This window comes from Streptomyces sp. NPDC044719 (genome assembly GCF_056433405.1).
Window position 1 is genome coordinate 252,304 of sequence record NZ_JBWKHE010000007.1, and the last position, 25,601, is coordinate 277,904.

The following is a 25,601-nucleotide window of genomic DNA, read 5'->3' on the forward strand; positions in this document are numbered from 1 at the left end:
CGCCCCGAAACGGCGACCACGCAGACGATCCGGCGCTATCGATCCCTACCGCACGCATAAGCCAACGGCGAGATCAACTCCTCCGCATCCGGCAACCACCGATTCGCAGGCGTCGGCCGGCAGGCCCACTGCACAGCCCCCCGGGACCCGAACCGCGTAGGCGGCGCGGCCACGTACGCCCCTTCACCCAGCACGGTCAGATCCAGCGAGGACAACGACCACCCCAGCTTCCGCACCAGCTCAGGGATCTTCACGGACGCCCCCGGCAGCACGAAGAACTCCATCCGCCGATCCGGCGTGAGCGTCACAGGACCGAGCGTCAGCTCCATCCGCTCCATCCGCGCGAGCGCGAGGAACCCGGCCGTCTCCGGCACGGAGATCGCGTCGAACGTCCGCCCCGTCGGCAGCAGGATCGACGCCGTCGGCTGCTTCTGCCACATCCGTCGCGCGACGGTCGCACTGCCCGTCGCCTGCGTCGCCCAGTCCGGGCGCGCCGGGTGCGATCCGGGTGCCGGACACGCGGCGTCACCGCAGGAGCACTGCTGACTCCCGTCGACGGCTTCCAGCCAGGTGCCGGGGAACACGTCCCAGTGGCGCTCCTCGGCATAACGGACAGCGGTCTCCAGCAGCGATTCCCCGCGCTGCTTCGGGATCTGAGCGGCTTCGGTGCCGGCGATCGTCTCTTCCACGATGAACACAACTCTGGTCGTCACCAGGGGTTACGCCCGCCCGTGTGCGCGGGGAGGAGCACCGCCCCCGTCCTCGGGGCGCATGGGTGCATGTGCGGGGGCGCGCAGGAGGATCGGTGGCCGGAGCTGGGTAGCCACGAGTGGGGCCGGCAACAGCCGTTACCCCGGCATTCCTCACATGCCTCGCATTTTCGCCTGGTCGGCGGGGCATTGATCTTCACGGCCGGATCTTTTCGCTGGGACGTGAGGGGTTCGGCCGCGGAAGACACGTCAACTCGGTGCGTGGGCAGGCACCGCAGCCACAGGGGGTACGCCATGGCCGCAAGGCCGCTCGTCGCTCGGCAGCCGAACGAACGGCTCCAGGCGCTCATCCAGGAAGCCGGATGCTCCAACGCCGGCCTCGCCCGCCGGGTCAACATGTGCGGTGCCGAGCACGGCCTCGACCTGCGCTACGACAAGACGTCGGTGGCGCGCTGGCTGCGCGGGCAGCAGCCGCGGGGCCGGGCCCCGGCGATCATCGCCGAGGCACTGGGCCGCAAACTCGGCCGTACGGTCACGATCGACGAGATCGGCATGGCCAACGGCAAGAACCTCGCCTCGGGCGTGGGTCTCCAGTTCTCGCCGACGGTACTGGGGGCCATCGAGCAGGTCTGCGAGCTGTGGCGCAGCGACGTGGGGCGGCGGGACTTCCTGTCCGGCTCCTCCGTCGCCGCGTCCGCGCTGGTCGAACCCAGCCGTGACTGGCTGATCTCCGCGCCCGACGGCCAGGTGTCGCGCTCGGCCGGACCGCGCGTGGGGCAGTCCGACGTGCAGGCGGTCCTCGCGATGACGCAGGCGCTGGTGGATCTCGACCACCAGTACGGCAGCGGGCATGTGCGCCCGGTCGTCGTGCACTACCTCAACAGCGTGGTCTCGGGGCTGCTGGCGGGGTCGTACCGGGAGGCGGTGGGGCGGGACCTGTTCGCCGCGGTGGCCCGGCTGACGGAGCTCGCCGGATACATGGCCGTGGACACCGGGCAGCCCGGTCTGGCGCAGCGCTACTACATCCAGGCGCTGCGGCTGGCCCAGGCGGCCGGGGACCGCGGCTACGGCGGCTATGTGCTGGCCGCCTCCATGAGCCATCTCGCCGCGCAGCTCGGGAACCCGCGGGAGATCGCGCAGTTGGCGAGGGCGGCGCAGGAGGGGGCGCGGGGGCGCGTGTCACCGCGCGCGGAGTCGATGTTCTACGCGGCGGAGGCGCGCGGGCATGCCCTGATGGGCGACGTGCGCGCCACCCAGTCGGCGGCCGGGCGCGCGGTGAGCGCGCTGGAGGCGGCCGACCCTGCCGCCGGGGACGACCCGGTGTGGATCGCGCACTTCGACGAGGCCTATCTCGCCGACGAGTTGGCCCACTGTCACCGGGACCTGGGGCAGGCCGACGCGGCGGCGCGGTGCGCGCAGGAGTCGCTGGCCGGGCATCCCGAGACGCGGGCGCGCCGCCGGGCCATCGGCTATGTGCTGTTGGCCACGGCACAGGTGCAGCAGCGCGAGGTCGAAGAGGCGTGCAGTACGGGCATGAAGGCCGTGGAACTGCTGGAGGGGCTGCGGTCCAACCGGGGTGCCGAGTATCTGGAGGACTTCCAGCAGCGGCTGGAGCCGTACCGGGACGAGGCGGTGGTCAGGGAGTTCGGGGCGCGTCTGGACCTTCAGGCGGCGGCGTGAACACAGGGTCTGCGGATGCGTGAACGTGTGGGAAACGGCCGCTGTGCGCGCAGGAGGTGACATGAACAGCGTGCCGTGACCCGCGTGTGTTACCGCGATCACAGGGCTCGAGGTCGGGCCCTGTGCTGCGTGGCACGGGGCTCTGGGGACCCGGTAGCGTGACCCGACGATTCACAAGGTCCCCCATAAGTAGGAGTCCCGGTGACGCAGAGTGGACAGGGCGAGGAGCCCTCGGCGCGCCAAGCGCGCGAAGGCATCGTGCTGCCCTCCGACGGTGGCGAACCCCTGTTGCCGGGGATGACGGGCGGACCCGGTGACACCCCGGCAGGCGGCCGGCCCGGCCCGGCCCCGACCGGCCAGCCCCCGGCATCCGCTCCCGCCGGGGGCCAGACCTGGGGTCAGCCGTGGGGCCCCGACCAGCAGGCCCCGCCCCCGCCGCAGGACAACAGCTGGCAGTCCCCGCCGCCCCAGCAGTCCCCGCCGCCCCAGCAGTGGACCACCCCGGAGCCTCCGGCGTGGGACGCGCAGCACCACGCGCCGGGCGCGCTCCCCCAGGAGGGCACCCAGCCCCCCAACCCGTACGCCGGCTACGGCACTCCGGCCGACGCCTCCCAACTGCCCCCGGCCCCCGGCCCGTACGGCACCCCGCTGCCCCAGACCACGGACGGCTACGGCTCTCCCGCCGGTGGCGGCCTTCCGCCGGTCTCCGACGCATACGGTTCGCCTCCGCAGGCCGGCGGCGGCTACGGCTCCCCGGCTGGGGGCGGCCCGCTGCCGCAGGCGAGTGCCGGCGGACATGGCGCCGGGCCCGCCGGTGCCCCGCTGCCGCAGGCGACGGACGGGTACGGGGCTCCCGCCGGGGGCGGTCTGCCGCCGGGCTCCGACCCGTACGGGTCCGCCGCCGCGGGCGGTTCGCCGCCGCCGGCCGCCGGTGCGTACGGCGCTCCCGCCGGGGGTGCCCCGCTGCCGCCGGCCACGGACGGGTACGGGTCTCCCGCCGCCGGCGCGCACGGCCCCGCCGCCGGAGGTGCCCCCCTGCCCCCGCCCGCCGACGAGGGGGCGACCCAGTACCTGCCGCCCGTCGCCGCGCCCGCTGCCGACGAGGGGGCGACGCAGTACATACCCCCGGTGGGCCCGGGTGCGCTGCCGCCCGAGACACCCACCGGACACGACCCCGAGGCCACCACGTTCCTGGGCACCGCACCCCGCGCCGGAGCCGGGCCGTTGCCGCCCGCCTCGAATCCGGACGCCGAGGCGACGCAGTTCATCGCGCCGGTGCCCGGCGGGGACAAGCAGCCGCCCTCCGAGTTCGACAACCTCTTCCGCAGCGACCAGGGCGCCGAGAGCCCGGCCGGGGCCACGCAGCAGCTGCCCCGCTTCGAGCAGCCGCAGCCCCAGCCCTCCTACGAGGGGCCCGGCCACGCCGGCGGGGGGCAGGGCGGTCGCGGCGGCCGTACCGGCTCGCGCGTGCCGGTGATCGCGGCCGTCGGCATCGGCATCGCCGTCCTCGGCGTCGGCGCCGGCGCGCTGCTCGCCGCCGGCGGAGGCGGTGACGACGGCGGCGACAACAACAAGACCGTGGCCGCCTCGGCGCCCGCGACGGACGACTCCGCCTCGCCCTCCGCCGACCCGGCCCGGGACCAGGCGGTGGAGCTGGACAAGCTGCTCGCCGACAGCGGTGACAGCCGCAGCACCGTGATCAGCGCCGTGGCCGACGTCAAGGGCTGCGACAACCTGCCGCAGGCGGCCAAGAACCTGCGCGACGCGGCCAAGCAGCGCACCGAGCTGGTCACCCGGCTCTCCGGCATCACGGTCGACCGGCTGCCTCAGCACGCCGCGCTGACCACCGCCCTCACCAAGGCGTGGCAGGCCTCGGCTTCGGCCGACAACCACTACGCGGCCTGGGCCGACCAGACCGCGGGCAAGAAGGGCTGCAGGAAGGGCCAGGCCCGTGTGACCGGCCAGACGCAGGCCGGCAACCGCGCCAGCGGCGTCGCGAGCACCGAGAAGACCAAGGCGGCCGGGCTGTGGAACGCGATAGCGAAGACCTACGGCCTGACCGAGCGTCAGCCGACGCAGCTGTGAGGTGAGCTGATCCGGGCGTGAACCGCTGAGCGGGGGCTCAGTAGTTCACGTCGGCGTCCTGCAGCGTCTTCGTCGTGTCGACGAAGCCCTTCCGCGCCGACACCAGCCGCCCTTCCCGCACCACCTGAAGGGTCACGTTCGCATTGACCAGGCGCGGGAAGCCGACGGCGGCGAGCTTGTCCTGGAACTGCCACTGCAGCGTCGGCGTGAGCCCGCCCGTGTTGATCCTGAGGCCGTTGTCGAGGGCCTCCGTCACCGTGTCGGCGCTCACCTCGCCGTCGCCGAGCGACTCGACGATCTTCTTGAACACGGTGTAGGCGATCCAGGTGGTCTGCACTCCGGCGTCCGCGGCGTCGATGCGGTTGTCGCCGAAGGCCTCCTCCTTGATCACCTGCTTCATCCCGTTCCAGCGGGCATCGCTCTCCACGGGGTACCAGCCGGTGATGTACGAGCCCTCGTACGGCCCCGAGGCCCCGCCGGTCGCGTCGATCACGGTCTGGTCGACGCTGCCGAGCACGGTGGCCGTGCGTACGTCGGGATAGTCCTCGCGGGCCCGTCGGAAGGAGTCCATGAAGGTGCCGTTGCGGTCTCCGAGCGCGGGCACCACACACCCCTCGTCCCCCGGGACGGAGGTCGTCGTCTCCAGCGCCCGCTCGGCCTGGCCGTCGTACTCGGTGGCGTCCTCCGCCGCCCGCTGGTCCCGCGCCGCCCGGTGCCCGCCCGCCTTCAGGCCGGAGTCGAGCAGCGGCGGCAGCTGGTCGCCCGCGATGGTGTCGGGCCGCACCAGGGCGACCGGCCCGCAGCCGGCGAGCGATCTGCCGAGACCGGCCAGCAGCGCGGGCTGGCCGCCGTTGACGGGGTAGGACAGGGGGCTGGTGAACTCGGCGTTGGTGATGCCGTAGCCGCCTATGTACGGGATGCCCGCGCCCTCCAGGGACGGGAAGAAGGAGTCGGCGTACTGGCTGTAGGATCCTACGACCGCGACCACGTTCTCCTTGGCGGCCCGCCGGGCGCACTTGGCGGCGGCCACGCTGTCGTTGTGGTCGTTGCAGGTCAGCACGTTGAGCTTGCGGCCGTTGATCCCGCCCTTGGCGTTGATCCAGCGGGCGTAGGCGTGGGCGAAGGCCGGCATTCCGGGCTTGTTGGTGGCCTTGGTGTCCTGCGGCGCCCAGGTCATGACGGTGATCGGATCGTCCCCGGCATCCCCCGTGGTGCCGGGGACGACCCCGCAGCCGGCGAGGAGCGACGCGCACGCGGCCGCCGAGCCCGCGGAGAGGACGCCTTTTCTGGCGTGACGGGTGAGGAGGCCGGGGAGGGATGTGCTGCGGTTGCGTCGCCTGCCGGTCATGCTTCCGCACGATTCCGTTACATGGCCAACCCGAGAGCGATCTGGGGTCAACGGTTGGTGACGTGCAGGTGAATTACGGGGGTCTGTGTGACCGATGTGGAGGGGAACGTACGATCGATGACCGTGCAAGCTTCGGAGAACTCTTCCCGTCGTGGCCGTCGCTCATCCACCATGGGCGGCATGCCTGTCAACGACATGCCGTGGTGGCGCTGGCGCAGCAACGTGCGCTCGGCGCTGCACATGCTCTCCGATCCCGGGTTCCAGCGGGACGTCTGGCTGGCCGGCGTGGACGGCTACGGCGACGTGACCGACGCGGTGTACCGGCTGGTCGAGGACACCTGGCTGGATCACTGGTCCGCCGAGAAGTACGTCGGCACGATCTTCCGTGACTCGCAGGAGGCGGCCCTCGTGGACACCGCCGTGCTGCGGGTGCTGCGGATCATGCACCAGGTCGGGCCGGACGCCCCGGTCACCGCGTACCTCGAGAACCAGGCGTGGCCCGAGGCGATCCAGGCGGCCCGGGACGCGCACGTGCGGCTCGCCACGAGCGACGGCGAGGAGCCGGACACACCGCCGCGCAGCCTGGAGGTGCTGCGGCTCATGACCAGGTCCGCCTAGCGGGACGATTGCGGGCGGTGCGGCCGCCTGTGGGAACCTGTCCTGCATGAACGAGCAGTCCACCACCGCCGCGACCCCGCCGGACCAGTACGTCCTCACCCTTTCCTGCCCGGACAGGAAGGGCATCGTGCACGCCGTGTCGAGCTATCTGTTCATGACCGGCTGCAACATCGAGGACAGCCAGCAGTTCGGCGACCACGACACGGGACTGTTCTTCATGCGCGTCCACTTCTCGGCGGACGCGCCGGTGTCCGTGGAGAAGCTGCGGGCCAGCTTCGCGGCGATCGGTGACTCCTTCCAGATGGAGTGGCAGATCCACCGGGGTGACCAGAAGATGCGCATCCTGCTCATGGTCAGCAAGTTCGGGCACTGCCTGAACGACCTGCTGTTCCGTGCGCGGACCGGGGCGCTGCCGGTGGAGATCGCCGGGGTGGTGTCCAACCACACGGACTTCGCCGAGCTGGTGGGCTCGTACGACATCCCCTTCCACCACATTCCGGTGACGAAGGACACGAAGGCCGAGGCGGAGGGGCGGCTGCTCGACATCGTGCGTGAGGAGGGTGTCGAGCTGGTCGTTCTCGCCCGGTACATGCAGGTGCTGTCGGACGATCTGTGCAAGGCGCTGTCCGGGCGGATCATCAACATCCACCACTCGTTCCTGCCGAGCTTCAAGGGGGCGAAGCCGTATCACCAGGCTCATGCGCGGGGCGTGAAGCTGATCGGTGCGACCGCTCATTACGTGACGGCCGATCTTGATGAGGGGCCGATCATCGAGCAGGAGGTCGAGCGGGTCGGGCATGACGTGACGCCGGAGGGGCTGGTCGCCATCGGGCGTGATGTGGAGTGCCAGGCGCTGGCCCGGGCGGTGAAGTGGCATGCCGAGCGGCGGATTCTGCCCAATGGGCGGCGGACGGTTATTTTCGCCTGAGAGCTCGGTTCGTGCCGTTTGGTGGCGAGTGCGAGTGCGAGTGCGGGTGCGTGGGGGTTGATCGCGCAGTTCCCCGCGCCCCTGGGTTGGTTACATCCTGCTCAGTGAGGCTGCGGCGAACAGGACGTCTCTGATCGCCTCCTTGTCCCCCACCTGGCCCGCCGCCGCCTCCTGGGGAGGTACGTGGCCTGCGGCGAGGCGGCAGAATTCGACGCCGTCCAGGGCGACGTGGGCCACCTCGTGTTCCGCGGAGCCCTTGGCCGCGGGGGAGTCGAGGGGGATCAGCCACTCGCCGCCGCCGAGGCCCTCGATCTCCAGGCGGAGGCTGCGGCCCGGCTCGCCGGCCGCGACGAGGTGGCGGTGGTGGGCGGGTCCCGCGAGGCCGGCGCGGCGGCGGTGCGCCAGGGCCGTCGGCAGCATGCGGGCCGCCAGGTCGATCATGCGGTGCAGATGGCGCGGCGAGGGCGGGTCGTAGGGGTAGTCGACCGCGTCCGCGATGTCCTCGGCGTGTACCCAGCACTCGAAGGCCCGGTCGAGCATCGCGTCGTGCAGGGGCAGGGCGAAGTCGCCGTACGGCACGGACATCTTTCCCGCGCCGCCGCCCGTGAAGGACACCGTGCGGACGAGGTTGTGGCTCTGTTCCCGCCAGGGCGCCCGCACGGCCCGGGTGGGCGGGAAGTGGGAGGCGCGCCAGTACGCCTCGGTGCGGGACGCCGGAGTCGGGTGCCGGGGCGTGACGTCGCCCAGGGGATCGTCCAGGCCCAGCGCGAGGGCGACAAGACCGTCGACGCTGAGCAGATGCGCGATGACCCCGGCGACGGTCGTACGACGGCTCGTCGACGCGTCGCCCCGGAACCAGCGCAGCCGTACCGGCGCGTGCCACTCGGCGTCGCCGAAGTCCTGGAGCAGGGCGTCCAGGCGCGCGGTCTCGGCGTCGTACGCGGCGGCCCAGTCGGGCACCGGGATGCGTGGCGGGCGCCGCTCCAGGCAGGTCTCCAGGACCCGGGTGCGCAGGGACGGGTCCAGGTCGAGGCTCTCGGGCCGTTGCAGCAGCCCGACCGCCTCGCGCAGCCGCCGGGCCTCGTCGGCGCACTGCCCGCACTCGCCGAGGTGCTCCTCGACGGCCACCGCCTCCTCGGCCGAGCAGGCGGCCAGCGCCCATGCGCCGAGCAGGGCCTTCAGCACGGGGTGCTCCAGCACGGGCCGTACGGGAGATGGTGCGGTGTCACCGAGGTCCTCCAGTGCGGGCAGCGGCCGCCCGCTGTCCTCGACGGAGGCCCGGGGCATGGGGATGTGCGGCGGCTTCCCCGGCTCCTGCCCCTCGTCGTACTCGGGCCCGTCCGGCTCGCCCGGGCCCGAGGGGAACTCCGAGCCGCTCACACCGCACCCCCGTGTCCGGGCGGTGCGCCGGGTGGCTCGGTCTCGTGGGCGGTGGACAGGAGCTGGAGGCCCAGGCGCAGCCGTCGGCGGGCCTCGTCCTCGGTGATGCCGAGGTCGGTGGCGGTCTGGCGGTAGTCGCGGCGCTGGAAGTAGGCCCGCTCCAGGGCCGAGCGCAGCGGGACCGGCATGGACTGGACGATGTAGTCGGCGCGGGCGGCGACCGAGGCGCGGCGCACCCTGTGCTCCAGTTCCTCCGCGGTGCCGGAGCCGTCGCGGGCGAGGGCGGCGGTCTCGGTGGCGCGCAGGCGCTGCACGGCCAGGCGGTGGGTCAGCGTGGCGACCCAGGTGCGCAGCGGGCCCTGTCTGGGGTCGTAGGCGTCCGGGTGTTCCCAGACGTGGACGAAGACCTCGCGGGTGATGCCGTCGGCGGCGCGCTCGTCGCCGAGGACGCGGTGGGCGAGGCCGTGCACGAGAGAGGCGAACCGGTCGTAGAGCTCACCGAGGGCGGCGGCCTCCCCGCGGGCGAGCCGCTGCTGCATCTTGCGGTCCCAGCGGGGCGGTACGTCCTTTTTCGCCATGCGGCCCCCTCACCCCCTGCTCGTGTCCCGCGCCCGTGCCCTGTCCAGCGTGTGCCTGATGTCTCCTCGAATGTAGTCGGCACGTCCGGTAGCGCACGCCCCTTTGTGGCAATGTGCGCCCCCTGGTCGGCCGCAGGTGGTAGAGGCGGTTACCCCGCTGCCATCCGATCAGACCTGACTGAAGAGGATCGAACAGGATCGAAGCCGACTAAAACAAGCCTGATTCGAAGGGGATCCGTTTTTCGCGTTGTGTTTCAGGGAACGGCCGCTGGGCAGCCGCGCTCCAAGGAAGCGTAGGCACTGCTTCCGTTTTGGCGATCGAAGGGCGTGTGGTGACCTTCAAAGTGACCGGCGGCGAGCAGGGCGAATGGGCCGTGCTCCAGGTGTCGGGCGAACTGGATCTGGTGACCTCGCCGGTGCTGCGTCAGCGTGTGCACGACGTAGTGGCCGAGGGGCATCACTGTCTTGTCCTCGACCTGTCCGAGGTGTTCTTCTGCGATTCCAGCGGCGTCGGCGTGCTGATCGCCGCGCGCCGTCTGATCCGCTCCTGCCAGGGCCGGCTGCGGCTGGTGCTGCCCGCCCGGGGCGCGGCCGACGGGTCCCATGTCAACCGGGTCCTCGGCGCGCTGGGTGTTCGCAGGCTGTTCGACGTGTACGGCGATGCGGACGCGGCCCTGGGTGACGAGGGCGAACCCCTGTCCGCGTGACGGGCCGCTAACGCACGGTAGGGCGAGTGTTGCCGTTCTGACACGCTGTTGTCCCGGAATTCCCCCGGTCTTGGCGCAAGTGACGTTTTCCCGCGCCCGAACGGCCCCCTCCGTCGTACGCTCCGAGCGAGACGCACCCCACCTGACGTAAGGCGGCCTGAAAGAGACATGGTCAGCAGCGAGTACGAGCGCAGGATCGCCGCCCGGTTCGCCATCTTCGACCAGGACGGCAACGGCTACATCGACCGCGAGGACTTCTACGGGGCGGCCAAGGCGCTGCTCGCGGAGTTCGCCGTAGCGGCCCGGTCCGACAAGGGACAGGCGCTGTACGGCGGCGCGGAGGCGTTCTGGCAGGGCATGGCGGGCATCGCGGACCGCGACGGTGACCAGCGCATCACGCGCGAGGAGTTCGTCAACGGCGCGGTCAAGCGCCTGCGCGACAACCCCGACCGGTTCGCCGAGATCGCCCGCCCCTTCCTGCACGCGGCACTGGACGTCGCCGACACGGACGGTGACGGCGCGGCGACGACCGAGGAGGTGTCCCGCGTCCTCACGTGCCTCGGCGCCCCCGAGGACGTCGCCCGCACGGCCGTCGGCGCGCTCGACGCGGACGAGGACGGCAAGGTCGGCGAGGCCGAGGTCGTACCCGCCTTCGCCCGCTACTTCACGGTGCCCGAGTAGGGCCACGCGTCCGCGCCGTGGGATTTCGGCGCCCCTTCGCCGTAGGGGTTGTCCTCGGACGGGCGGCTGCGGGCTGTCCGTGGTCGCTCGCGCGGTTCCCCGCGCCCCTGAGGAACCTGCCCGCAGCGGGTCACGTGCCCGAGTAGCGCTCGCGCAGCTTGTACTTGAGTACCTTGCGCAGGGTCTCGCCCCGCGGAAGGGCGTCCACCACCTCGAGCCGTTCCGGCAGCTTGTGGACGGAGAGGCCCTCGGCGCGCAGGTGGGCGGTCGCCGCCGCCAGGGTCAAGGGCTCGGCGCCCGGCGGCTGTTCCACCACCGCGCACACCAGCTCGCCGCGCGCCGCGTCGGGCAGGCCGATCACCGCCACGTCCCCGACCGCCGGATGCCGGTGCAGAAGGTCCTCGATCTCCTGGGCCGAGATGTTCTCGCCCTTGCGGATGATCACGTCCTTGAGCCGGCCGGTGAGGACCAGGTGCCCGGTCTCCGTCACGTGCCCGAGGTCGCCGGTGCGCAGGAAGCCGTCAGCGTCGAAGGCCTGCGCCGTCTGCCCGGGGTCCAGATAGCCCTGGCACACCGCCTCGCCGCGCAGCCGCACCTCCCCGTCCACGATCCGTATCTCCATGCCCTCCGGCGGCCGTCCCTCGGTCGTCGCCAGCAGCTCCGGGGTGTCGTCCGGCGCGCCCATGGTGATCATCGGCACCTCGGTCATGCCGTAGCCGTGCGTGAGCTGTACGCCCATCTCGCGCACCACGGCGTGGTACAGCTCCGGCGGCTTCGGCGCTCCGCCGCCCGCCAGGAGCCGTAGCGTCGGGACCACCGGGGTCCCCGGTCGTTTCCGCTGTTCCGCCAGGAACATCGAGTAGAACGCCGTGGACCCGCCCGCCATGGTCACCCCGTGCCGGCGGTAGGACTCCAGCGCGTCCGGCAGCGCGAACTGCTCGAACAGCACCGCCGGGAAGCCGTACAGCAACAGCATCACCGTGTAGTCGGGCCCGCCGATATGGGCGTAGGGGAAGGCGATCGACCCCACGTCGTCCCCCGTGGGCCGCAGGGCGTGCGCGAGGCAGGAGCCGCCCGCGATCAGGGAACGGTCCGTGTGCAGCACGCCCTTGGGGTCGGAGGTCGTGCCGGACGTCCAGTAGATCCAGCGGACCGTGGTGCCGTCGGTGGGAGGGGGAGGCAGGACGGACGGATCGCCGTCGGGCAGGTCGCCGTACGCCTCGAAGACACCCTTCGCGCCGAGCCGCCGCGCCATCTCCGCGTGGTCGAAGCCGCGCCACTCGCCCGGCACCGCGAAGAACTCCGCCCTCGACTCGCGCAGCGCGAAACCCACCTCGCGGTCCCGGTAGAAGGGGATGACCGGCGTCTGCACGGCGCCGAGGCGGGCCAGCGCGAAGGACAGCAGGGCCGTCTCGATCCGGGTGGGCAGCTGCCAGGCGACCACCGTGCCGGGGCGGACGCCCATGCCGTACAGCCCGGCCGCGACCCGCTCGGCCCGGGTGCGCAGGGCGCCGAAGGTGAGCCTGCGCTCGCCTTCCAGAAAGAGCGGCCGGTCCGGGGTGAGGGCGGCGCGGCGGGCGACCAGCTCCCACAGCGTGCGGGACGAACTCAGGGCGTGCGGGGTCTCGTTCACGACTGCCCCCTGCTCCTTGGCTGACGGGTCGTCAGGTGGGATGCTATCTGACGCTGCATCAGATAAGCACCAGTCCGGCGGAGGGGACCCATGGCGACCGAACTGCCCCGCATCATCAGCGTCGACGACCACGTGATCGAGCCCGCCCACCTCTTCGAGACGTGGCTGCCGGCCAAGTACCGCGACCGCGGACCCAGGCCCCTGACCGCAGGCATCGGTGAACTCGCCTATGTCGGCGGCAAGTACCGGATCACGATGGACCCGGACGGCCCGCCCACCGACTGGTGGATCTACGAGGACCTGAAGTTCCCGTACAAGCGCAACATCGCCGCCGTCGGCTTCGACCGGGACGAGATGACCCTGGAGGGCATCACCCGGGAGGAGATGCGGCGCGGCTGCTGGGACCCGAAGGCCCGCCTGGAGGACATGGACCTCAACCACGTCGAGGCGTCCCTCTGCTTCCCGTCCTTCCCCCGCTTCTGCGGCCAGACCTTCGCCGAGGCGCACGACAAGGAGGTCGCCCTGGCCTGTGTGCGCGCCTACAACGACTGGATGGTCCAGGAGTGGTGCGGGGACAGCGGCGGGCGGCTCATCCCGCTCTGCCTGATCCCGCTGTGGGACGTCGAGCTGGCGGTCGCGGAGATCCGGCGCAACGCCGAGCGCGGGGTACGGGCGGTCACCTTCTCCGAGATCCCCACGCACCTCGGGCTGCCGTCAATCCACTCCGGCTACTGGGACCCGTTCTTCGCGGTCTGCCAGGAGACCGGGACGGTCGTCAACATGCACATCGGGTCCTCGTCCCAGATGCCCGCCGCCTCCCCGGACGCACCGCCCGCCGTCCAGGCCTCGCTCAGCTTCAACAACGCGATGGCCTCGATGATGGACTTCCTCTTCAGCGGGGTGCTGGTGAGGTTCCCGCGCCTCAAACTCGCCTACTCCGAGGGCCAGATGGGCTGGGTCCCCTACGCCCTGGAGCGTGCCGACGACGTCTGGGAGGAGCACCGCGCCTGGGGTGGCGTCCGGGACACGATCCCCGAGCCGCCGTCCACCTACTACTACCGGCAGATCTTCTGCTGCTTCTTCCGCGACAAGCACGGCGTGGCCTCGCTCGACGTCGTCGGCCGCGACAACGCCACCTTCGAGACCGACTACCCGCACGTCGACTCGACCTTCCCGCACACCAAGGAAGTCGCACTCGACCACGTCAAGGGCCTCGACGACGAGACGGTCTACAAGCTGATGCGCGGCAACGCGATCCGGATGCTCGACCTGGACCTGGACCGCTGAGGCCCGCTGATGGACCTGTCGTACACGCCCGAGGAGGAGGACTTCCGGGCCCGGCTGCGGGAGTGGCTCGCGCGGACGCTGCCCGGCCTCCCGCCCAAGCCGTCGCCCGGCGACTGGCCGGGGCGGCGGGCGTACGACCTCGGCTGGCAGCGCAGGCTCCACGACGCCGGATACGCCGACGTCCACTGGGGCGCCTCCCCGACCACCCGGCTGATCTTCCTGGAGGAGACCGAGAAGGCCGGCGCGCCCTATGTGGGGGCCAACTTCGTGGGGCTGCTGCACGCCGGGCCGACCATCGCCGCCGAGGGCACGGACGAGCAGCGGGCGCGCTGGCTGCCGCCGATCCTGCGCGGCGAGGACGTCTGGTGCCAGGGCTTCAGCGAACCGGAGGCCGGATCCGACCTCGCGGCCCTGCGCACCCGCGCGTGGCGCGACGGCGACCACTACGTGGTGACCGGCTCCAAGATCTGGACCTCCCACGCGGAAGTCGCCGACTGGTGCGAACTGTTGGTCCGCACGGACCCGTCGGCGCCCAAGCACCGGGGCATCACCTGGCTCGCCCTGCCCATGGACGCCCCCGGCATCACCGTACGGCCGCTGCGGACCCTCGCCGGGTCGGCCGAGTTCGCCGAGGTGTTCCTGGACGAGGTGCCGGTGCCCGTCGCGAACCGGGTGGGGGACGAGAACGACGGCTGGCGCGTGACGATGGTGACGCTGTCCTTCGAACGCGGCACCGCCTTCGCCGGGGAGGTCGTCGCCTGCCGCCGCGTCCTGGGCGAACTGGCCGTCGAGGCCCGTAAGAACGGCCGCTGGGACGACCCGGTGCTCCGGCGCCGCCTGGGCAGGCTCAACGCCGAGTTCCGGGCCCTGTGGCGGCTCACGCAGTGGAACGTGAGCGCGGCGGAGACCTCGGGCGGGGTGCCCGGGACCGCGGGCTCGGTCTTCAAGCTGCGCTACTCGCACGCCCGCCAGGAGCTCTACGACGCCGCCGCCGACGTCCTCGGCCCCGACTGCCTCGACCTGGACCGGTCCTGGGCCCTCGAGCGCCTCTCGTCCCTCTCGTACACCATCGCGGCCGGTACCTCGCAGATCCAGCACAACATCGTCGCCGAGCGGATCCTCGGCCTGCCGAAGGGACGGTGACCGTGCGATTCCGGTTGACGGACGACCAGCGGGCCTTGCGCGAGGGGGTGCGGCAGCTGCTCACCCGGCGCTTCGACGCGGAGGCCCTGCGGGCCGCCGCACGGGGCCCGGCGCGTCTGGACCGGGCGCTGTGGCGGGCCCTGGGCGACGCCGGGTTCTTCGCGTTGCGGCTGCCGGAGGCGGACGGCGGGGTCGGACTGGGGCTCCCCGAGGCGGTGTTGATGTTCGAGGAGACGGGACGGGCGTTGCTGCCCGGGCCGCTGGCCGCCACCCACCTCGCGGCCGGTGCCGTACCGGGCGCCGCCACGGGCGAGACCGTCGTGACGTCCGTCGACGGCGGTCTCGCGGAGTGGCTGGCGGAGGCCGACGTCGTACGCGGCGACACCGCCGGAGCCGTGCCGCTGCGCTCGCTCGACCCGCTGACGCCCCTGCACCGCGTTCCCGGCGGCGCGGCGGCCGCCACGGACTCCGTCGCCGTCCTCCTCACCGCCGCCGAGCAGCTCGGCACGGCGAACCGCGTCTGCGAACTGGCGGCGCAACACGCCCGGGCCCGCGAACAGTTCGGACGGCCCATAGGGGCCTTCCAGGCGGTGGCGCACCTGTGCGCGGGGATGCTGGTCCGGGCGGAGACGGCCCGCGCCGCGGTGTACGCGGCCGCCGTCACCGCCGACCCGGCCGACATCGCCGCCGCCCGGCTGCTCGCCGACGAGGCCGCCGTACGCGGCGCCCGCGACTGTCTCCAGGTGCACGGCGGCATGGGCTTCACCTGGGAGTCCGAGGTCCAGCTGCATCTGAAGCGCGCATGGGTTCGAACCCAACGTGCGGGGGGAGTCACGGAGAGTGAGGAACTCCTCGCGGCCGATCTGACGACCGGAACGGTCTGACAGGCCGTCTGGCTGCGACATTGCCGACGATGCCCGCAAAGATGTCGCGGATTGTGGCATGCCGGAATTACGGAGAGTTGATACCGGGTCGTATCCGATGCGTGACTCGTAACAGCCCGGAGTCGGCGGTCCGCTCCGGTACCTTGTGTGAGATGCGAGTGGCTCAGAGCGCAGTGCGACCCCGGGGCGCCGCCTGTTCGACTCCCCGTGGCGAGCGTCGCACAGTATCCCGCAGGGGTACTCCTTCGCGCTGGAATATGCCCGAAGCGCTTGTTGGCGTGACTGTACGTCAACCATGCTGTCCCACAAGGGATTCACGTTCCGTGATCCTTGTCCCGGCCATTGTTCTGGCCATGCAGAAAATGGCTACGATCGTGGCCCTCGTGAGGCGCGAGCCTAAGTGTCCGCCGGTTCGGATGGTGTGAGCGGTGCAGGTGCTTCAAGTGCAGCTGGAGATCCGGCCCGACCCCGCAGAGGTGGGGCGTGCCCGTCGGTGGGCCCGCTCGCGCCTGGCCGGGTCCGGCATACAGGCCGACGAACCGCTCGCCGAGACGCTGATCCTGCTCGTCTCCGAGCTCGTCACCAACGCCGTGGTGCACACCGGCCGTCCCGCGGTACTGCTGCTGTCACTGCCGCACGCGGTGACGGACGAGGCCACGGTCCGGCTCGAGGTCGAAGACCGCAGCGGCCGGGCCCCCGTGCCCCGGTGCGCTGACGACGACGCGACCGGCGGCCGGGGTCTCGCCCTCGTCGACGGCCTCGCCGACCGCTGGGGCTGGAGCGTCGAGAGCACCGGCAAGCGCATCTGGTGCGAGCTGGACCGGTGCGCGAAGTCCGGCGAGGTCACGGCGTCGTGCGGAGGGGGCGCGGCGGCGTACGGCGGCGGGACGTCCTTCGAGGGGCTGGCGTACGAGGCGGTGTAGGGCCGGCGAGGCGGACCGGGGTCCGGTCCTCCGGCTTGCCCGTTCTTGCCGGTCCTGCCCGGTCCTTGACGGTCCTGTCCGTGCCCGCCGGGCGCGTGGAGCGCGAGGCGTGGTGGACGGCGGCACATGCCGCGGGGTCTTGCGGCGAAGGCCGGGGCGTGGGTGCACGGCGGCCGGCCGGCTCCGTCGCGGCATGCGGTGATGCGCCGGGACGTGCTTCCGTGCGCGCCTCCGGAACACCCCGCATAAGCGACAAATCACCGAACCGGGTGTTGACGCGTCGTGACCGTTTGCACACGCTGGTGGGCAGCGATTCGCCGTGAGGGGACGGCGAGGGCCTCGGTGACGGCAGCCCTCGGCGAGTGTGAGTCGTGATTCGGCGTCGGCTCCCTTCAGGGCCAGGGGAGCCGGGGCGGGAGCGCCGGAGTCGGGTGGCGGCGCGCGCTGCCGTGCTCGGGGCGAGCAGCGCGGCGCCGCCATCCTGCTCGGCGGGCCCTTGGGGGCTGGTGCCCTAGAGGACGGCGACCGGCGCCACCGGAGACCCGGTCGCTCCGGTGAACGGCTCGGGCGTCGCCGTCAGCAGGAAGGTGTAGCGGCCCGCTTCTCCACAGGCTGTGGACAACTTTTCGAGATTCCAGTTCTGGCCCTGCGGCATCCCCATCTCCACGAGGTCGAGGGCATGCACCGGCAGCCACAGGTCCGCCACCTCGGGCGGGAACACCTCGAACGTCAGGGTGTCGTTGGCGACGGCCGCGACATCACGCGCGTGGAACCACTCCGGCGTCCGGATCGACAGCCCCGGTGACGGGTGGGCGTAGGCGTGCCGGTCCCCGGCCAGACAGACCTGGACCTGCCCGGTCCGTACGAGCACGATGTCGCCGGCCCGTACCCGTGTGCCGGCCAGCTCCTCGGCGGCGTCCAGGTCCTCGGGGGTGACGGCGTACCCGCCGTCGAGCCGGTCCGTGCCCCTGGCCCGGGCGACGTCGAGCAGGACCCCGCGCGAGACGAGGTGCCGGACCTTGCCGATGCCGCTGAACCCGGCACCGCCGTGCGCCGTGACGGAGTCGGCCGGGCGGCCGTTGTAGATCCGGCCCGAGTGCGAGACATGGGGCAGCGCGTCCCAGTGGGTGGCCGCCTGCAGTCCCATGGTCACGGCGTCGTCGCTGCACGCCACCGTGCCCGGGCCGAACAGCTCCTGGTTGATCTGCACCATGACGTGCAGCGGGTCGATACGGCCCGGGATCATCCCTGTCTGTACGCCGTTGTGTTCGAGGGGCAGCGCGAGAGGGACGCGGCGTCCGCTGCGGACGCCGGCCGCGGCCTCCCGTACGACCTCGTCGGTGATCAGGTTCAGCGTGCCGAGCTCGTCGTCGGCACCCCAACGGCCCCAGTTGTTCACGCGCTTGGCGATGTCGTGGAACGCGTCCGGCAGCGACATGGGTCCTCCCCGGGGCTTGTCTTCCCGTATCTGACGGGTCGTAGAATTCGGGAACCTGAAATCTAACGGTTCGTCAGAAACCGTGGGACGGGAAGGGGCCGGGCGTGGGGAACTTCTTGGCAGGGAAGGTCGTCGCCGTCACCGGCGCCGGGCGGGGCATCGGCCGGGCGGTCGCGCTCGCGGCGGCGGCCGAGGGGGCGAAGGTCGTCGTCAACGACTACGGCGTCTCGGTCGACGGCGCCTCGCCCACCAGCGAGATCGCCGAGGCCGTGGTCAAGGAGATCGAGGCGGCGGGCGGAACCGCGGTGGCGGTCGCCGACGACATCTCCACCATGGCGGGCGGACAGCGGGTCGTCGACGTGGCGCTGTCGTCGTACGGGCGGCTCGACGGAGTGGTCTGCGTGGCCGGGATCCTGCGCGAGCGGATGCTGTTCAACATGACCGAGGAGGAGTGGGACCCGGTCGTCGCGACCCATCTGAAGGGCACGTTCACCGTGTTCCGGGCGGCCTCGGCGGTGATGCGGAAGCAGCGGGCCGGGACGCTGATCGGGTTCACCAGCGGGAATCACCAGGGGTCGGTTTCGCAGGCGAACTACAGCGCCGCGAAGGGCGGGATCATCTCGCTGGTGCGGAGCGCGGCGCTGGGGCTGCACAAGTACGGGGTGACCGCGAACGCGGTGGCGCCGGTCGCGCGGACGCGGATGTCGGCGGGTGTGCCGATGGAGCTGGCGGAGATCGGGGAGCCGGAGGATGTCGCCGCGCTGGTGGTGTATCTGCTGTCCGACGCGGCGGCCCGGGAGGGGATCACCGGGCAGGTGTACACGGTCGCCGGGGCGAAGATCGCGGTGTGGGCGCAGCCGAGGGAGATGCGGGCGGGGTTTGCCTCCGGCGGGTGGACCGTGGAGAAGATCGCGGAGTTTCTGCCGGGGTCGGTGGGGGTGGATCCGATGCCGTTGCTGGAACGGGTGCGGGAGATGGAGCGGGCGGCTCAGGAGGGGGAGCGGCCCAACGCCCAGTAGCTCGGGGGCGTGTGTTGTTCGGCGGCTGCGGGTGGGTTGTGGCTGGTCGCGCAGTTCCCCGCGCCCCTGAGGGAGGGACGAACCTCATGGATTTTGGGTTCACGCGTGATGACGAGGGCTTTCGTGCCGAGGTTCGTGAATGGCTCGCGGCGCACGCCACGGGCACGAACGACCGACGTGCTTGGGAACGCACCCTGGGAGCGGCCGGGTGGATCGGGCTCGGGTGGGGGGTGGGCGGGTACGGGAATCGGAGGGTCGGTCTCACTCGGCAGGTCGTCTGGGCCGAGGAGTACGCGCGGTCGGGGGCGCCTCCGCGTTCCGGGCACATCGGGGAGAACCTGCTCGCGCCCACGCTCATAGCCCACGGCACCGAGGAGCAGAAGGCCCGCTTCCTGCCCCCGATCGCAGCCGGTGACGAACTCTGGTGCCAGGGCTACAGCGAACCCGGTGCCGGTTCGGACCTGGCCGGGGTCCGTACCGCGGCCGTACGCGAGGAGGGTGGCCCTGGGTATCGCGTCACGGGGCAGAAGATCTGGACGTCGCTCGCGCACGAGGCCGACTGGTGCTTCGTGCTCGCCCGTACCGAGGCCGGGTCCCGCAGGCACCACGGGCTGACCTTCCTTCTCGTCCCCATGGACCAGCCGGGCCGTGTCGAGGTCCGTCCCATCCGACAGCTGACCGGCACCAGCGACTTCAACGAGGTCTTCTTCGACGGCGCACACGCGGAGCAGGCCGTCGGGGGCGAGGGCGACGGCTGGCGCGTCGCCATGAGCCTGCTCGGATTCGAGCGGGGGGTGTCCACGCTGGCCCAGCAGATCGGATTCGCCCAGGAGCTCAAGGACGTCGTGCGGGCGGCCCAGGAGTCGGGGGCGGTGCGGGATCCCGTCGTACGGGAACGGCTCGAACGGCAGTGGGCCGAACTGCGCACCATGCGCTGGAACGCCCTGTGCACGCTGGGCGGTTCGGGCGACGCGGGCGCGCCGAGCGTGGCGAAGCTGCTGTGGGCCGGCTGGCATCAGCGGCTGGGGGAGCTGGCGGTGCTGGTGCGGGGCGCGGTGGCGGGCGTGGGTCCCGCCGACTGGTCGGCCTCGGCGCCGTACGAACTGGACGCGGCACAGCACCTGTTCCTGTTCTCCCGGGCCGACACCGTCTACGGCGGCTCGGACCAGATCCAGCGCACGATCATCGCCGAGCGCGTGCTCGGCCTGCCCAGGGAGCCCAAGGGAGCCGTGTGATGCGAGGCGTGATCTTCGACGGGAAGCAGGTCCGGGTCGTGACGGATCTGGAGGTGCGGGAGCCGGGGCCGGGTGAGGTGCGGGTCGCCATCCGGGCGGCCGGGCTGTGCCACAGCGATCTGTCGGTGGTGGACGGGACCATACCCTTCCCGGTTCCTGTGGTGCTGGGCCATGAGGGGGCCGGGGTCGTGGAAGCGGTGGGTGTGGGCGTCACCCATGTGGCGCCCGGTGACCATGTCGCGCTGTCCACACTGGCCAACTGCGGGACGTGCGCGGAGTGCGACCGGGGGCGCCCCACGATGTGCCGGGGGGCGATCGGGCGCCCGGGTCGGCCGTTCAGCCACGACGGTCTGCCGGTGTACCAGTTCGCGTCGAACTCGGCCTTCGCGGAGCGCACGGTGGTGAAGGCCGTGCAGGCCGTCCGCATCCCCGAGGACATTCCCATGGCGTCGGCGGCTCTCATCGGGTGCGGGGTGCTGACGGGGGTGGGCGCCGTACTGAACCGGGCGCGGGTGGACCGGGGCGACAGTGTGCTGGTCATCGGGACGGGCGGCATCGGGCTCAACGTGTTGCAGGGGGCGCGGCTCGCGGGCGCCCTGCGGATCGTCGCCGTCGACACCAATCCGGCCAAGGAGGAGGTGGCGCGGCGCTTCGGTGCGACGGACTTCCTCACCTCGACCGAGGGGGTGCGCAGTGTCCTGCCCACCGGCGTGGACCACGCCTTCGAGTGCGTCGGCCGTGTGGAGCTGATCCGTCAGGCGATCGACGCCCTGGACCGGCACGGCCAGGCGATCCTCCTCGGCGTGCCCCCGGCCACCGCCGAGGCGTCCTTCCGCGTCTCGTCGATGTACCTCGACAAGTCCGTCCTGGGCTGCCGCTACGGCTCCTCACGCCCGCAGCGCGACATCGCCCTGTACGCCGACCTGTATCGCGAGGGCCGGCTGCTGCTCGACGAACTCGTCACCCGGACCTATCCCGTCGAGGAGTTCGAGAAGGCGGCGGCGGACGCGGAGGCGGGGCGGGTGGCGCGCGGGGTGCTCACGTTCTGAGGGTCGTCGTGCCCTGGGGCACCTCACTCGTTCCCCGGGGGACTTCAGGCGTCTTCCCTTCCCCGGCCCGGAAGGTGCGCCGGTAGGCGGTGGGTGTGACGCCGAGTGCCGTCTGGAGGTGCTGGCGCATCGACTGGGCCGTGCCGAACCCGGCGTCGTGGGCCACCTGGTCGACGGAGCGGTCGGTGGACTCCAGCAGATGCCGGGCCCGTTCCACGCGCTGCTGGGTGAGCCACTGGCCCGGGCTGACGCCGGTCTCCTCGCGGAAGCGGCGGGTGAAGGTGCGGACCGACATGGACTCCTGGGCGGCCATGTCGCGCAGCTGGATCGGCTCGTGCAGGCGGCCCAGGGCCCAGGCGCGGGCGGCGGTGGTGGACGCCTGCTGCGGATCGGGCACCGGCCGCTCGATGTACTGCGCCTGCCCGCCGTCGCGGTGGGGCGGTACGACCGTACGGCGGGCCACGTCGTTGGCGACGGCGGCGCCGTGGTCGCGGCGCACCATGTGCAGGCACAGGTCGAGGCCGGCCGCGACGCCCGCCGAGGTCAGCACGTCGCCGTCGTCGATGAACAGCACGTCCGGGTCGACCTCGACCTGCGGGAAGAGCCGCTGGAGGCGTTCGGAGTCGGCCCAGTGGGTGGTGGCGGGGCGGCCGTCGAGCAGGCCCGCGGCGGCGAGGACGTAGACACCGGTGCAGATGGAGGCCAGCCGGGTGCCGGGCCGGAGGTGGGCGAGGGCGGCGGCGAGTTCACCGGTCAGCACGCCCTCCTCGTAGACCGGGCCGAGTTCGTACGACGCCGGGACGATCACCGTGTCGGCGGTGGCCAGGGCCTCGGGGCCATGGGCGACGTGGATGGTGAAGTCGGCGTCCGTCATCACCGGGCCGGGCGGGCGGATCGAGCAGGTCACGACCTCGTACAGGTGCCGGCCCTTTCGGTCCTTGGGGCGGCCGAAGATGCGGTGCGGGATGCCCAGTTCGAAGGGGAGCAGTCCGTCGAGGGCGAGGACGACGACGCGGTGGGGGCGGAAGCCCGGGTGTGCTGCGCTCGCTGCCATGGCCCGATCCTAGCGAATGCTGTCCCTCGGGCCACTCGCTGCGTCCCGGGCCCGGATCGGAAGCTCTATGACGTGACACAGACAAGCGAAGCCCCCACAGTCGTGGAGCAGCCGTCGAAACCGAAGCGCAGGCGTGTGCACCGCGCCTGGTTCGTGGCCGCTGTCACCTTCGTGACGATCATCGGCGCCGCGGCCTTCCGTTCCGTACCGGGCCTGCTCATCGACCCCCTGCACACCGAGTTCGGCTGGTCACGCGGCACGATCGGTGCCGCGGTCTCCGTCAATCTCGCGCTGTACGGCCTGACGGCCCCGTTCGCGGCGGCCCTGATGGACCGCTTCGGCATCCGCCGGGTGGTCGCGGTCGCCCTGACCGTCATCGCGCTCGGTTCCGGCCTGACGGTGTGGATGACGGCGGCCTGGCAGCTGATGCTGTGCTGGGGTCTGCTGGTCGGCCTCGGCTCCGGCTCCATGGCGCTGGCGTTCGCGGCGACCGTCACCAACCGCTGGTTCACCGAGCGGCGCGGCCTGGTCAGCGGCATCCTCACCGCCGCGTCGGCCTCGGGCCAGCTGATCTTCCTGCCGCTGCTGGCCAGGATCATCGACCGCTACGACTGGCGTCCGGCGGCCGTGACGGTCGCACTCGCGGCACTCGTGGTCGTACCGTTCGTATGGCTCCTGCTGCACGACCACCCGGCCGACGTCGGCCAGAAGCCGTACGGGGCGGCGGAGTTCGTACCGAAGCCGGCCCCGGTGGTGGGCGCCGCGCGCCGTGCCGTGTCCGTCCTGTTCTCCGCCGCCCGCACCGGCCCGTTCTGGCTGCTCGCCGGTACCTTCGCGATCTGCGGGGCCTCCACCAACGGCCTGGTGCAGACCCACTTCGTGCCCGCCTCCCACGACCACGGCATGCCCATCACGGACGCGGCCTCGCTGCTCGCGGTCATCGGGATCTTCGACGTCGTCGGCACGATCGCCTCCGGCTGGTTCACCGACCGCTTCGACGCGCGCCGGCTGCTCGCGGTGTACTACGCGCTGCGCGGGGTGTCGCTGCTGTTCCTGCCGCTGCTGCTGGCGCCCTCGGTTCACCCGCCGATGATCTTCTTCATCGTCTTCTACGGCCTCGACTGGGTCGCCACCGTCCCGCCCACCCTCGCCCTGTGCCGCGAGCAGTACGGCGAGGACAGCGCGATCGTCTTCGGCTGGGTCCTCGCCTCCCACCAGGTGGGCGCCGCCCTGGTCGCCTTCCTCGGCGGGGTCGCCCGCGACACGTTCGGCTCGTACGACGTGGTCTGGTACGCGTCGGGGGCGCTGTGCGCGGTGGCGGCGCTGATGGCGCTGGTGATCCGGCGGCGGGCGGGGGGCCTGGCGGCGACGGTGTGAGGCCTCGTTCCCAGGGGGCCCGAAAAAAGTCGGACAGGGATGTCGAGAACCCGCGTCCGGCTCCGTCCCCGGTGTGAACGCGACCACAATGGGTCGCACGAGCACCGAGGAGAACATCATGGCGAAGTACCTGCTGCTGAAGCACTACCGCGGCGCCCCGGCTTCGGTCAACGCCACGCCGATGGACCAGTGGAGCCCCGAGGAGATCTCGGCGCATGTGCAGTACATGAACGACTTCGCGGCCCGGCTGGAGAAGACCGGCGAGTACGTCGACAGCCAGGCGCTCTCCCCCGAGGGAGCGTGGGTCCGCTACGACGGTGAGGGACGCCCGCCGGTCACCGACGGACCGTTCGCCGAGACCAAGGACCTCATCGCCGGCTGGATGATCATCGACGTCGACAGCTACGAGCGGGCCGTCGAGCTGGCCGGGGAGCTGTCCGCCGCTCCAGGGGCGGGCGGCAAGCCCATCCACGAGTGGCTGGAGGTGCGCCCGTTCTACGGCGTGCAGCCCACCATCACGGAATGACGTCACCGAATGCCTTCACCGGAATGACCTCACCGGAATGACTTCACCGATGGACGAGGCCCTGCTCAGGAGCCTCACGCCGAGCGTGCTGACCGTCCTCGTCCGCCGCGGAGCTGACTTCGCGGCGGCCGAGGACGCCGTGCAGGACGCGCTGGTCGAGGCGCTCCGCGTCTGGCCGGCCGACCCGCCGCGGGATGCCAAGGGCTGGCTGGTCACGGTGGCCTGGCGCAAGTTCCTCGACGCGACCCGCGCCGACACCGCCCGCCGCCGGCGTGAGGACCGCGTCGAGGAGGAACCGGCGCCAGGACGTGCGCCCGCGGCGGACGACACGCTCCAGCTCTACTTCCTGTGCGCCCACCCGTCGCTGACCCCGGCATCAGCGGTCGCGCTCACGCTGCGCGCCGTCGGCGGCCTCACCACCCGGCAGATCGCCGAGGCCTACCTCGTACCCGAGGCGACCATGGCGCAGCGCATCAGCCGGGCCAAGCGCACGGTCTCCGGTGTGCGGTTCGACCAGCCCGGGGACGTGGCCACCGTCCTGCGCGTGCTCTACCTGGTCTTCAACGAGGGCTACTCCGGTGACGTCGACCTCGCCGCGGAGGCCATCCGGCTCACCCGGCAGCTCGCGGCCGCGATCGACCACCCCGAGGTGGCCGGTCTGCTCGCCCTCATGCTGCTCCACCACGCCCGGCGTGCCGCCCGGACCGCGTCCGACGGCAGCCTGGTGCCGCTCGCCGAGCAGGACCGGGCCCGTTGGGACACCGCGTCGATCGCCGAGGGCGTCGGGATCCTCCAGGCGGCCCTCGCCCGCGACCGGCTGGGCGAGTTCCAGGCCCAGGCCGCCATCGCGGCCCTCCACGCCGACGCGCCCACCGCCGAGGAGACCGACTGGGTGCAGATCGTCGAGTGGTACGACGAGCTCGCACGCCTCACCGACAGCCCGGTCGTACGGCTCAACCGCGCGGTGGCGGTAGGGGAGGCGGACGGCCCGCGCGCCGGGCTCGCGGCGCTCGCGGCGGTCGATGCCTCACTGCCCCGCCACACCGCGGTGGCGGCCTACCTCCACGAGCGCGACGGCGACCTGGCGACGGCGGCCCGCCTCTACGCGGAGGCGGCCCACAAAGCCCCGAACCTCGCCGAGCGAGACCATCTGACACGGCAGGCGGCACGGCTCAACGCGGGCCGGGGGCGCTGAGGGGTCGCGTGGACGGCCAGAGTGGTCGCCTCCGCCGACTGCGAGAAATCGCCATCCCCTCGGGCGAATCGGTGCAGCGTGCCATTGAGGCTTACCGCCGCTTTGAGAGACCTTCCCACTCCA

Annotated in this window: 23 protein-coding genes; 16 read left to right on the forward strand and 7 right to left on the reverse strand. The window is 72.0% G+C overall.

Features of this window, described 5'->3' with window-relative positions:
• Window positions 1-35: 35 nt before the first annotated feature.
• Entirely contained in the window at window positions 36-698 is a 663-nt protein-coding gene (locus tag AC07DF_RS27810; RefSeq protein WP_478976950.1) for a bifunctional DNA primase/polymerase, read from the reverse strand.
• A gap of 306 nt (window positions 699-1,004) precedes the next feature.
• Here AC07DF_RS27810 and AC07DF_RS27815 point away from each other — a divergent pair, with 306 nt between their 5' ends.
• Complete coding sequence (locus AC07DF_RS27815; protein WP_454357896.1) at window positions 1,005-2,390, forward strand: NsdA family TPR-like regulatory protein; 1,386 nt, start codon at window positions 1,005-1,007, stop codon at window positions 2,388-2,390.
• Window positions 2,391-2,591: 201 nt separating this feature from the next.
• The gene (locus AC07DF_RS27820) at window positions 2,592-4,475 is read left to right on the forward strand and encodes a hypothetical protein (protein ID WP_478976954.1); all 1,884 of its coding nucleotides are present in this window, start codon (window positions 2,592-2,594) and stop codon (window positions 4,473-4,475) included.
• A gap of 37 nt (window positions 4,476-4,512) precedes the next feature.
• Here the strand turns inward: AC07DF_RS27820 and AC07DF_RS27825 are convergent, their stop codons facing one another.
• The gene (locus AC07DF_RS27825; protein WP_478976957.1) at window positions 4,513-5,823 is read right to left on the reverse strand and encodes an ABC transporter substrate-binding protein; all 1,311 of its coding nucleotides are present in this window, start codon (window positions 5,821-5,823) and stop codon (window positions 4,513-4,515) included.
• 117 nt (window positions 5,824-5,940) lie between these two features.
• Here AC07DF_RS27825 and AC07DF_RS27830 point away from each other — a divergent pair, with 117 nt between their 5' ends.
• The gene (locus AC07DF_RS27830; RefSeq protein WP_399017670.1) at window positions 5,941-6,441 is read left to right on the forward strand and encodes an SCO4402 family protein; all 501 of its coding nucleotides are present in this window, start codon (window positions 5,941-5,943) and stop codon (window positions 6,439-6,441) included.
• Window positions 6,442-6,487: 46 nt separating this feature from the next.
• Window positions 6,488-7,369 (forward strand): formyltetrahydrofolate deformylase, encoded by an 882-nt coding sequence (gene purU / locus AC07DF_RS27835; RefSeq protein ID WP_478976962.1) that lies wholly within the window; start codon window positions 6,488-6,490, stop codon window positions 7,367-7,369.
• Between the two features lie 90 nt (window positions 7,370-7,459).
• Here the strand turns inward: purU and AC07DF_RS27840 are convergent, their stop codons facing one another.
• Window positions 7,460-8,749: a maleylpyruvate isomerase N-terminal domain-containing protein gene (locus tag AC07DF_RS27840; RefSeq protein ID WP_478976965.1), complete on the reverse strand. Its 1,290-nt coding sequence runs from the start codon at window positions 8,747-8,749 to the stop codon at window positions 7,460-7,462.
• Complete coding sequence (locus AC07DF_RS27845) at window positions 8,746-9,327, reverse strand: sigma-70 family RNA polymerase sigma factor (protein ID WP_478976968.1); 582 nt, start codon at window positions 9,325-9,327, stop codon at window positions 8,746-8,748. The genes AC07DF_RS27840 and AC07DF_RS27845 overlap by 4 nt, the downstream gene beginning before the upstream one ends.
• A 332-nt stretch (window positions 9,328-9,659) precedes the next feature.
• On the opposite strand from AC07DF_RS27845, the gene AC07DF_RS27850 reads away from it, so the two are divergent.
• The gene (locus tag AC07DF_RS27850; RefSeq protein WP_478976971.1) at window positions 9,660-10,034 is read left to right on the forward strand and encodes an STAS domain-containing protein; all 375 of its coding nucleotides are present in this window, start codon (window positions 9,660-9,662) and stop codon (window positions 10,032-10,034) included.
• Between the two features lie 168 nt (window positions 10,035-10,202).
• Window positions 10,203-10,715, forward strand: coding sequence for an EF-hand domain-containing protein (locus tag AC07DF_RS27855; protein WP_478976974.1), 513 nt, complete (start codon window positions 10,203-10,205; stop codon window positions 10,713-10,715).
• 130 nt (window positions 10,716-10,845) lie between these two features.
• On the opposite strand, the gene AC07DF_RS27860 is transcribed toward AC07DF_RS27855, so the two are convergent.
• On the reverse strand, window positions 10,846-12,348 hold the full coding sequence (locus tag AC07DF_RS27860) for a class I adenylate-forming enzyme family protein (protein ID WP_478976977.1): 1,503 nt from the start codon (window positions 12,346-12,348) through the stop codon (window positions 10,846-10,848).
• A 90-nt stretch (window positions 12,349-12,438) separates the two neighbouring features.
• Here AC07DF_RS27860 and AC07DF_RS27865 point away from each other — a divergent pair, with 90 nt between their 5' ends.
• The 4 genes from AC07DF_RS27865 (at window position 12,439) to AC07DF_RS27880 (ending at window position 16,585) form a co-directional block, all read left to right on the forward strand.
• Complete coding sequence (locus AC07DF_RS27865) at window positions 12,439-13,635, forward strand: amidohydrolase family protein (protein ID WP_478976980.1); 1,197 nt, start codon at window positions 12,439-12,441, stop codon at window positions 13,633-13,635.
• Window positions 13,636-13,644: 9 nt separating this feature from the next.
• Window positions 13,645-14,778, forward strand: coding sequence for an acyl-CoA dehydrogenase (locus AC07DF_RS27870; RefSeq protein ID WP_478976983.1), 1,134 nt, complete (start codon window positions 13,645-13,647; stop codon window positions 14,776-14,778).
• A gap of 2 nt (window positions 14,779-14,780) precedes the next feature.
• The gene (locus AC07DF_RS27875) at window positions 14,781-15,662 is read left to right on the forward strand and encodes an acyl-CoA dehydrogenase family protein (RefSeq protein ID WP_478976986.1); all 882 of its coding nucleotides are present in this window, start codon (window positions 14,781-14,783) and stop codon (window positions 15,660-15,662) included.
• Between the two features lie 443 nt (window positions 15,663-16,105).
• Window positions 16,106-16,585: an ATP-binding protein gene (locus AC07DF_RS27880; protein WP_478976990.1), complete on the forward strand. Its 480-nt coding sequence runs from the start codon at window positions 16,106-16,108 to the stop codon at window positions 16,583-16,585.
• A 511-nt stretch (window positions 16,586-17,096) separates the two neighbouring features.
• Here the strand turns inward: AC07DF_RS27880 and AC07DF_RS27885 are convergent.
• Complete coding sequence (locus AC07DF_RS27885) at window positions 17,097-18,023, reverse strand: cyclase family protein (RefSeq protein ID WP_478976993.1); 927 nt, start codon at window positions 18,021-18,023, stop codon at window positions 17,097-17,099.
• A gap of 104 nt (window positions 18,024-18,127) precedes the next feature.
• Between AC07DF_RS27885 and AC07DF_RS27890 the strand changes: the two genes are divergently transcribed.
• From AC07DF_RS27890 to AC07DF_RS27900, 3 genes are all read left to right on the forward strand, one after another.
• Window positions 18,128-19,042 carry an SDR family oxidoreductase gene (locus tag AC07DF_RS27890; RefSeq protein ID WP_478976997.1) on the forward strand — a complete coding sequence of 305 codons (915 nt, stop codon included), beginning with the start codon at window positions 18,128-18,130 and terminating at the stop codon, window positions 19,040-19,042.
• 86 nt (window positions 19,043-19,128) lie between these two features.
• Window positions 19,129-20,277 carry an acyl-CoA dehydrogenase family protein gene (locus AC07DF_RS27895; protein ID WP_478977000.1) on the forward strand — a complete coding sequence of 383 codons (1,149 nt, stop codon included), beginning with the start codon at window positions 19,129-19,131 and terminating at the stop codon, window positions 20,275-20,277.
• Window positions 20,277-21,326, forward strand: coding sequence for a Zn-dependent alcohol dehydrogenase (locus AC07DF_RS27900; protein ID WP_478977003.1), 1,050 nt, complete (start codon window positions 20,277-20,279; stop codon window positions 21,324-21,326). Before AC07DF_RS27895 ends, AC07DF_RS27900 begins: the two co-directional genes overlap by 1 nt.
• Here AC07DF_RS27900 and AC07DF_RS27905 read toward each other — a convergent pair.
• Window positions 21,316-22,380, reverse strand: a complete 1,065-nt coding sequence (locus AC07DF_RS27905; protein ID WP_478977006.1) for a GlxA family transcriptional regulator — start codon at window positions 22,378-22,380, stop codon at window positions 21,316-21,318. The two genes, AC07DF_RS27900 and AC07DF_RS27905, sit on opposite strands and share 11 nt — an antisense overlap.
• 72 nt (window positions 22,381-22,452) lie before the next feature.
• Between AC07DF_RS27905 and AC07DF_RS27910 the strand changes: the two genes are divergently transcribed.
• The 3 genes from AC07DF_RS27910 (at window position 22,453) to AC07DF_RS27920 (ending at window position 25,478) form a co-directional block, all read left to right on the forward strand.
• Window positions 22,453-23,757, forward strand: a complete 1,305-nt coding sequence (locus AC07DF_RS27910) for an MFS transporter (protein ID WP_478977009.1) — start codon at window positions 22,453-22,455, stop codon at window positions 23,755-23,757.
• A 118-nt stretch (window positions 23,758-23,875) separates the two neighbouring features.
• Window positions 23,876-24,283 carry a YciI family protein gene (locus AC07DF_RS27915; RefSeq protein WP_478977011.1) on the forward strand — a complete coding sequence of 136 codons (408 nt, stop codon included), beginning with the start codon at window positions 23,876-23,878 and terminating at the stop codon, window positions 24,281-24,283.
• A gap of 49 nt (window positions 24,284-24,332) precedes the next feature.
• Complete coding sequence (locus AC07DF_RS27920; protein WP_478977925.1) at window positions 24,333-25,478, forward strand: RNA polymerase sigma factor; 1,146 nt, start codon at window positions 24,333-24,335, stop codon at window positions 25,476-25,478.
• The last annotated feature ends 123 nt before the right edge of the window (window positions 25,479-25,601 follow it).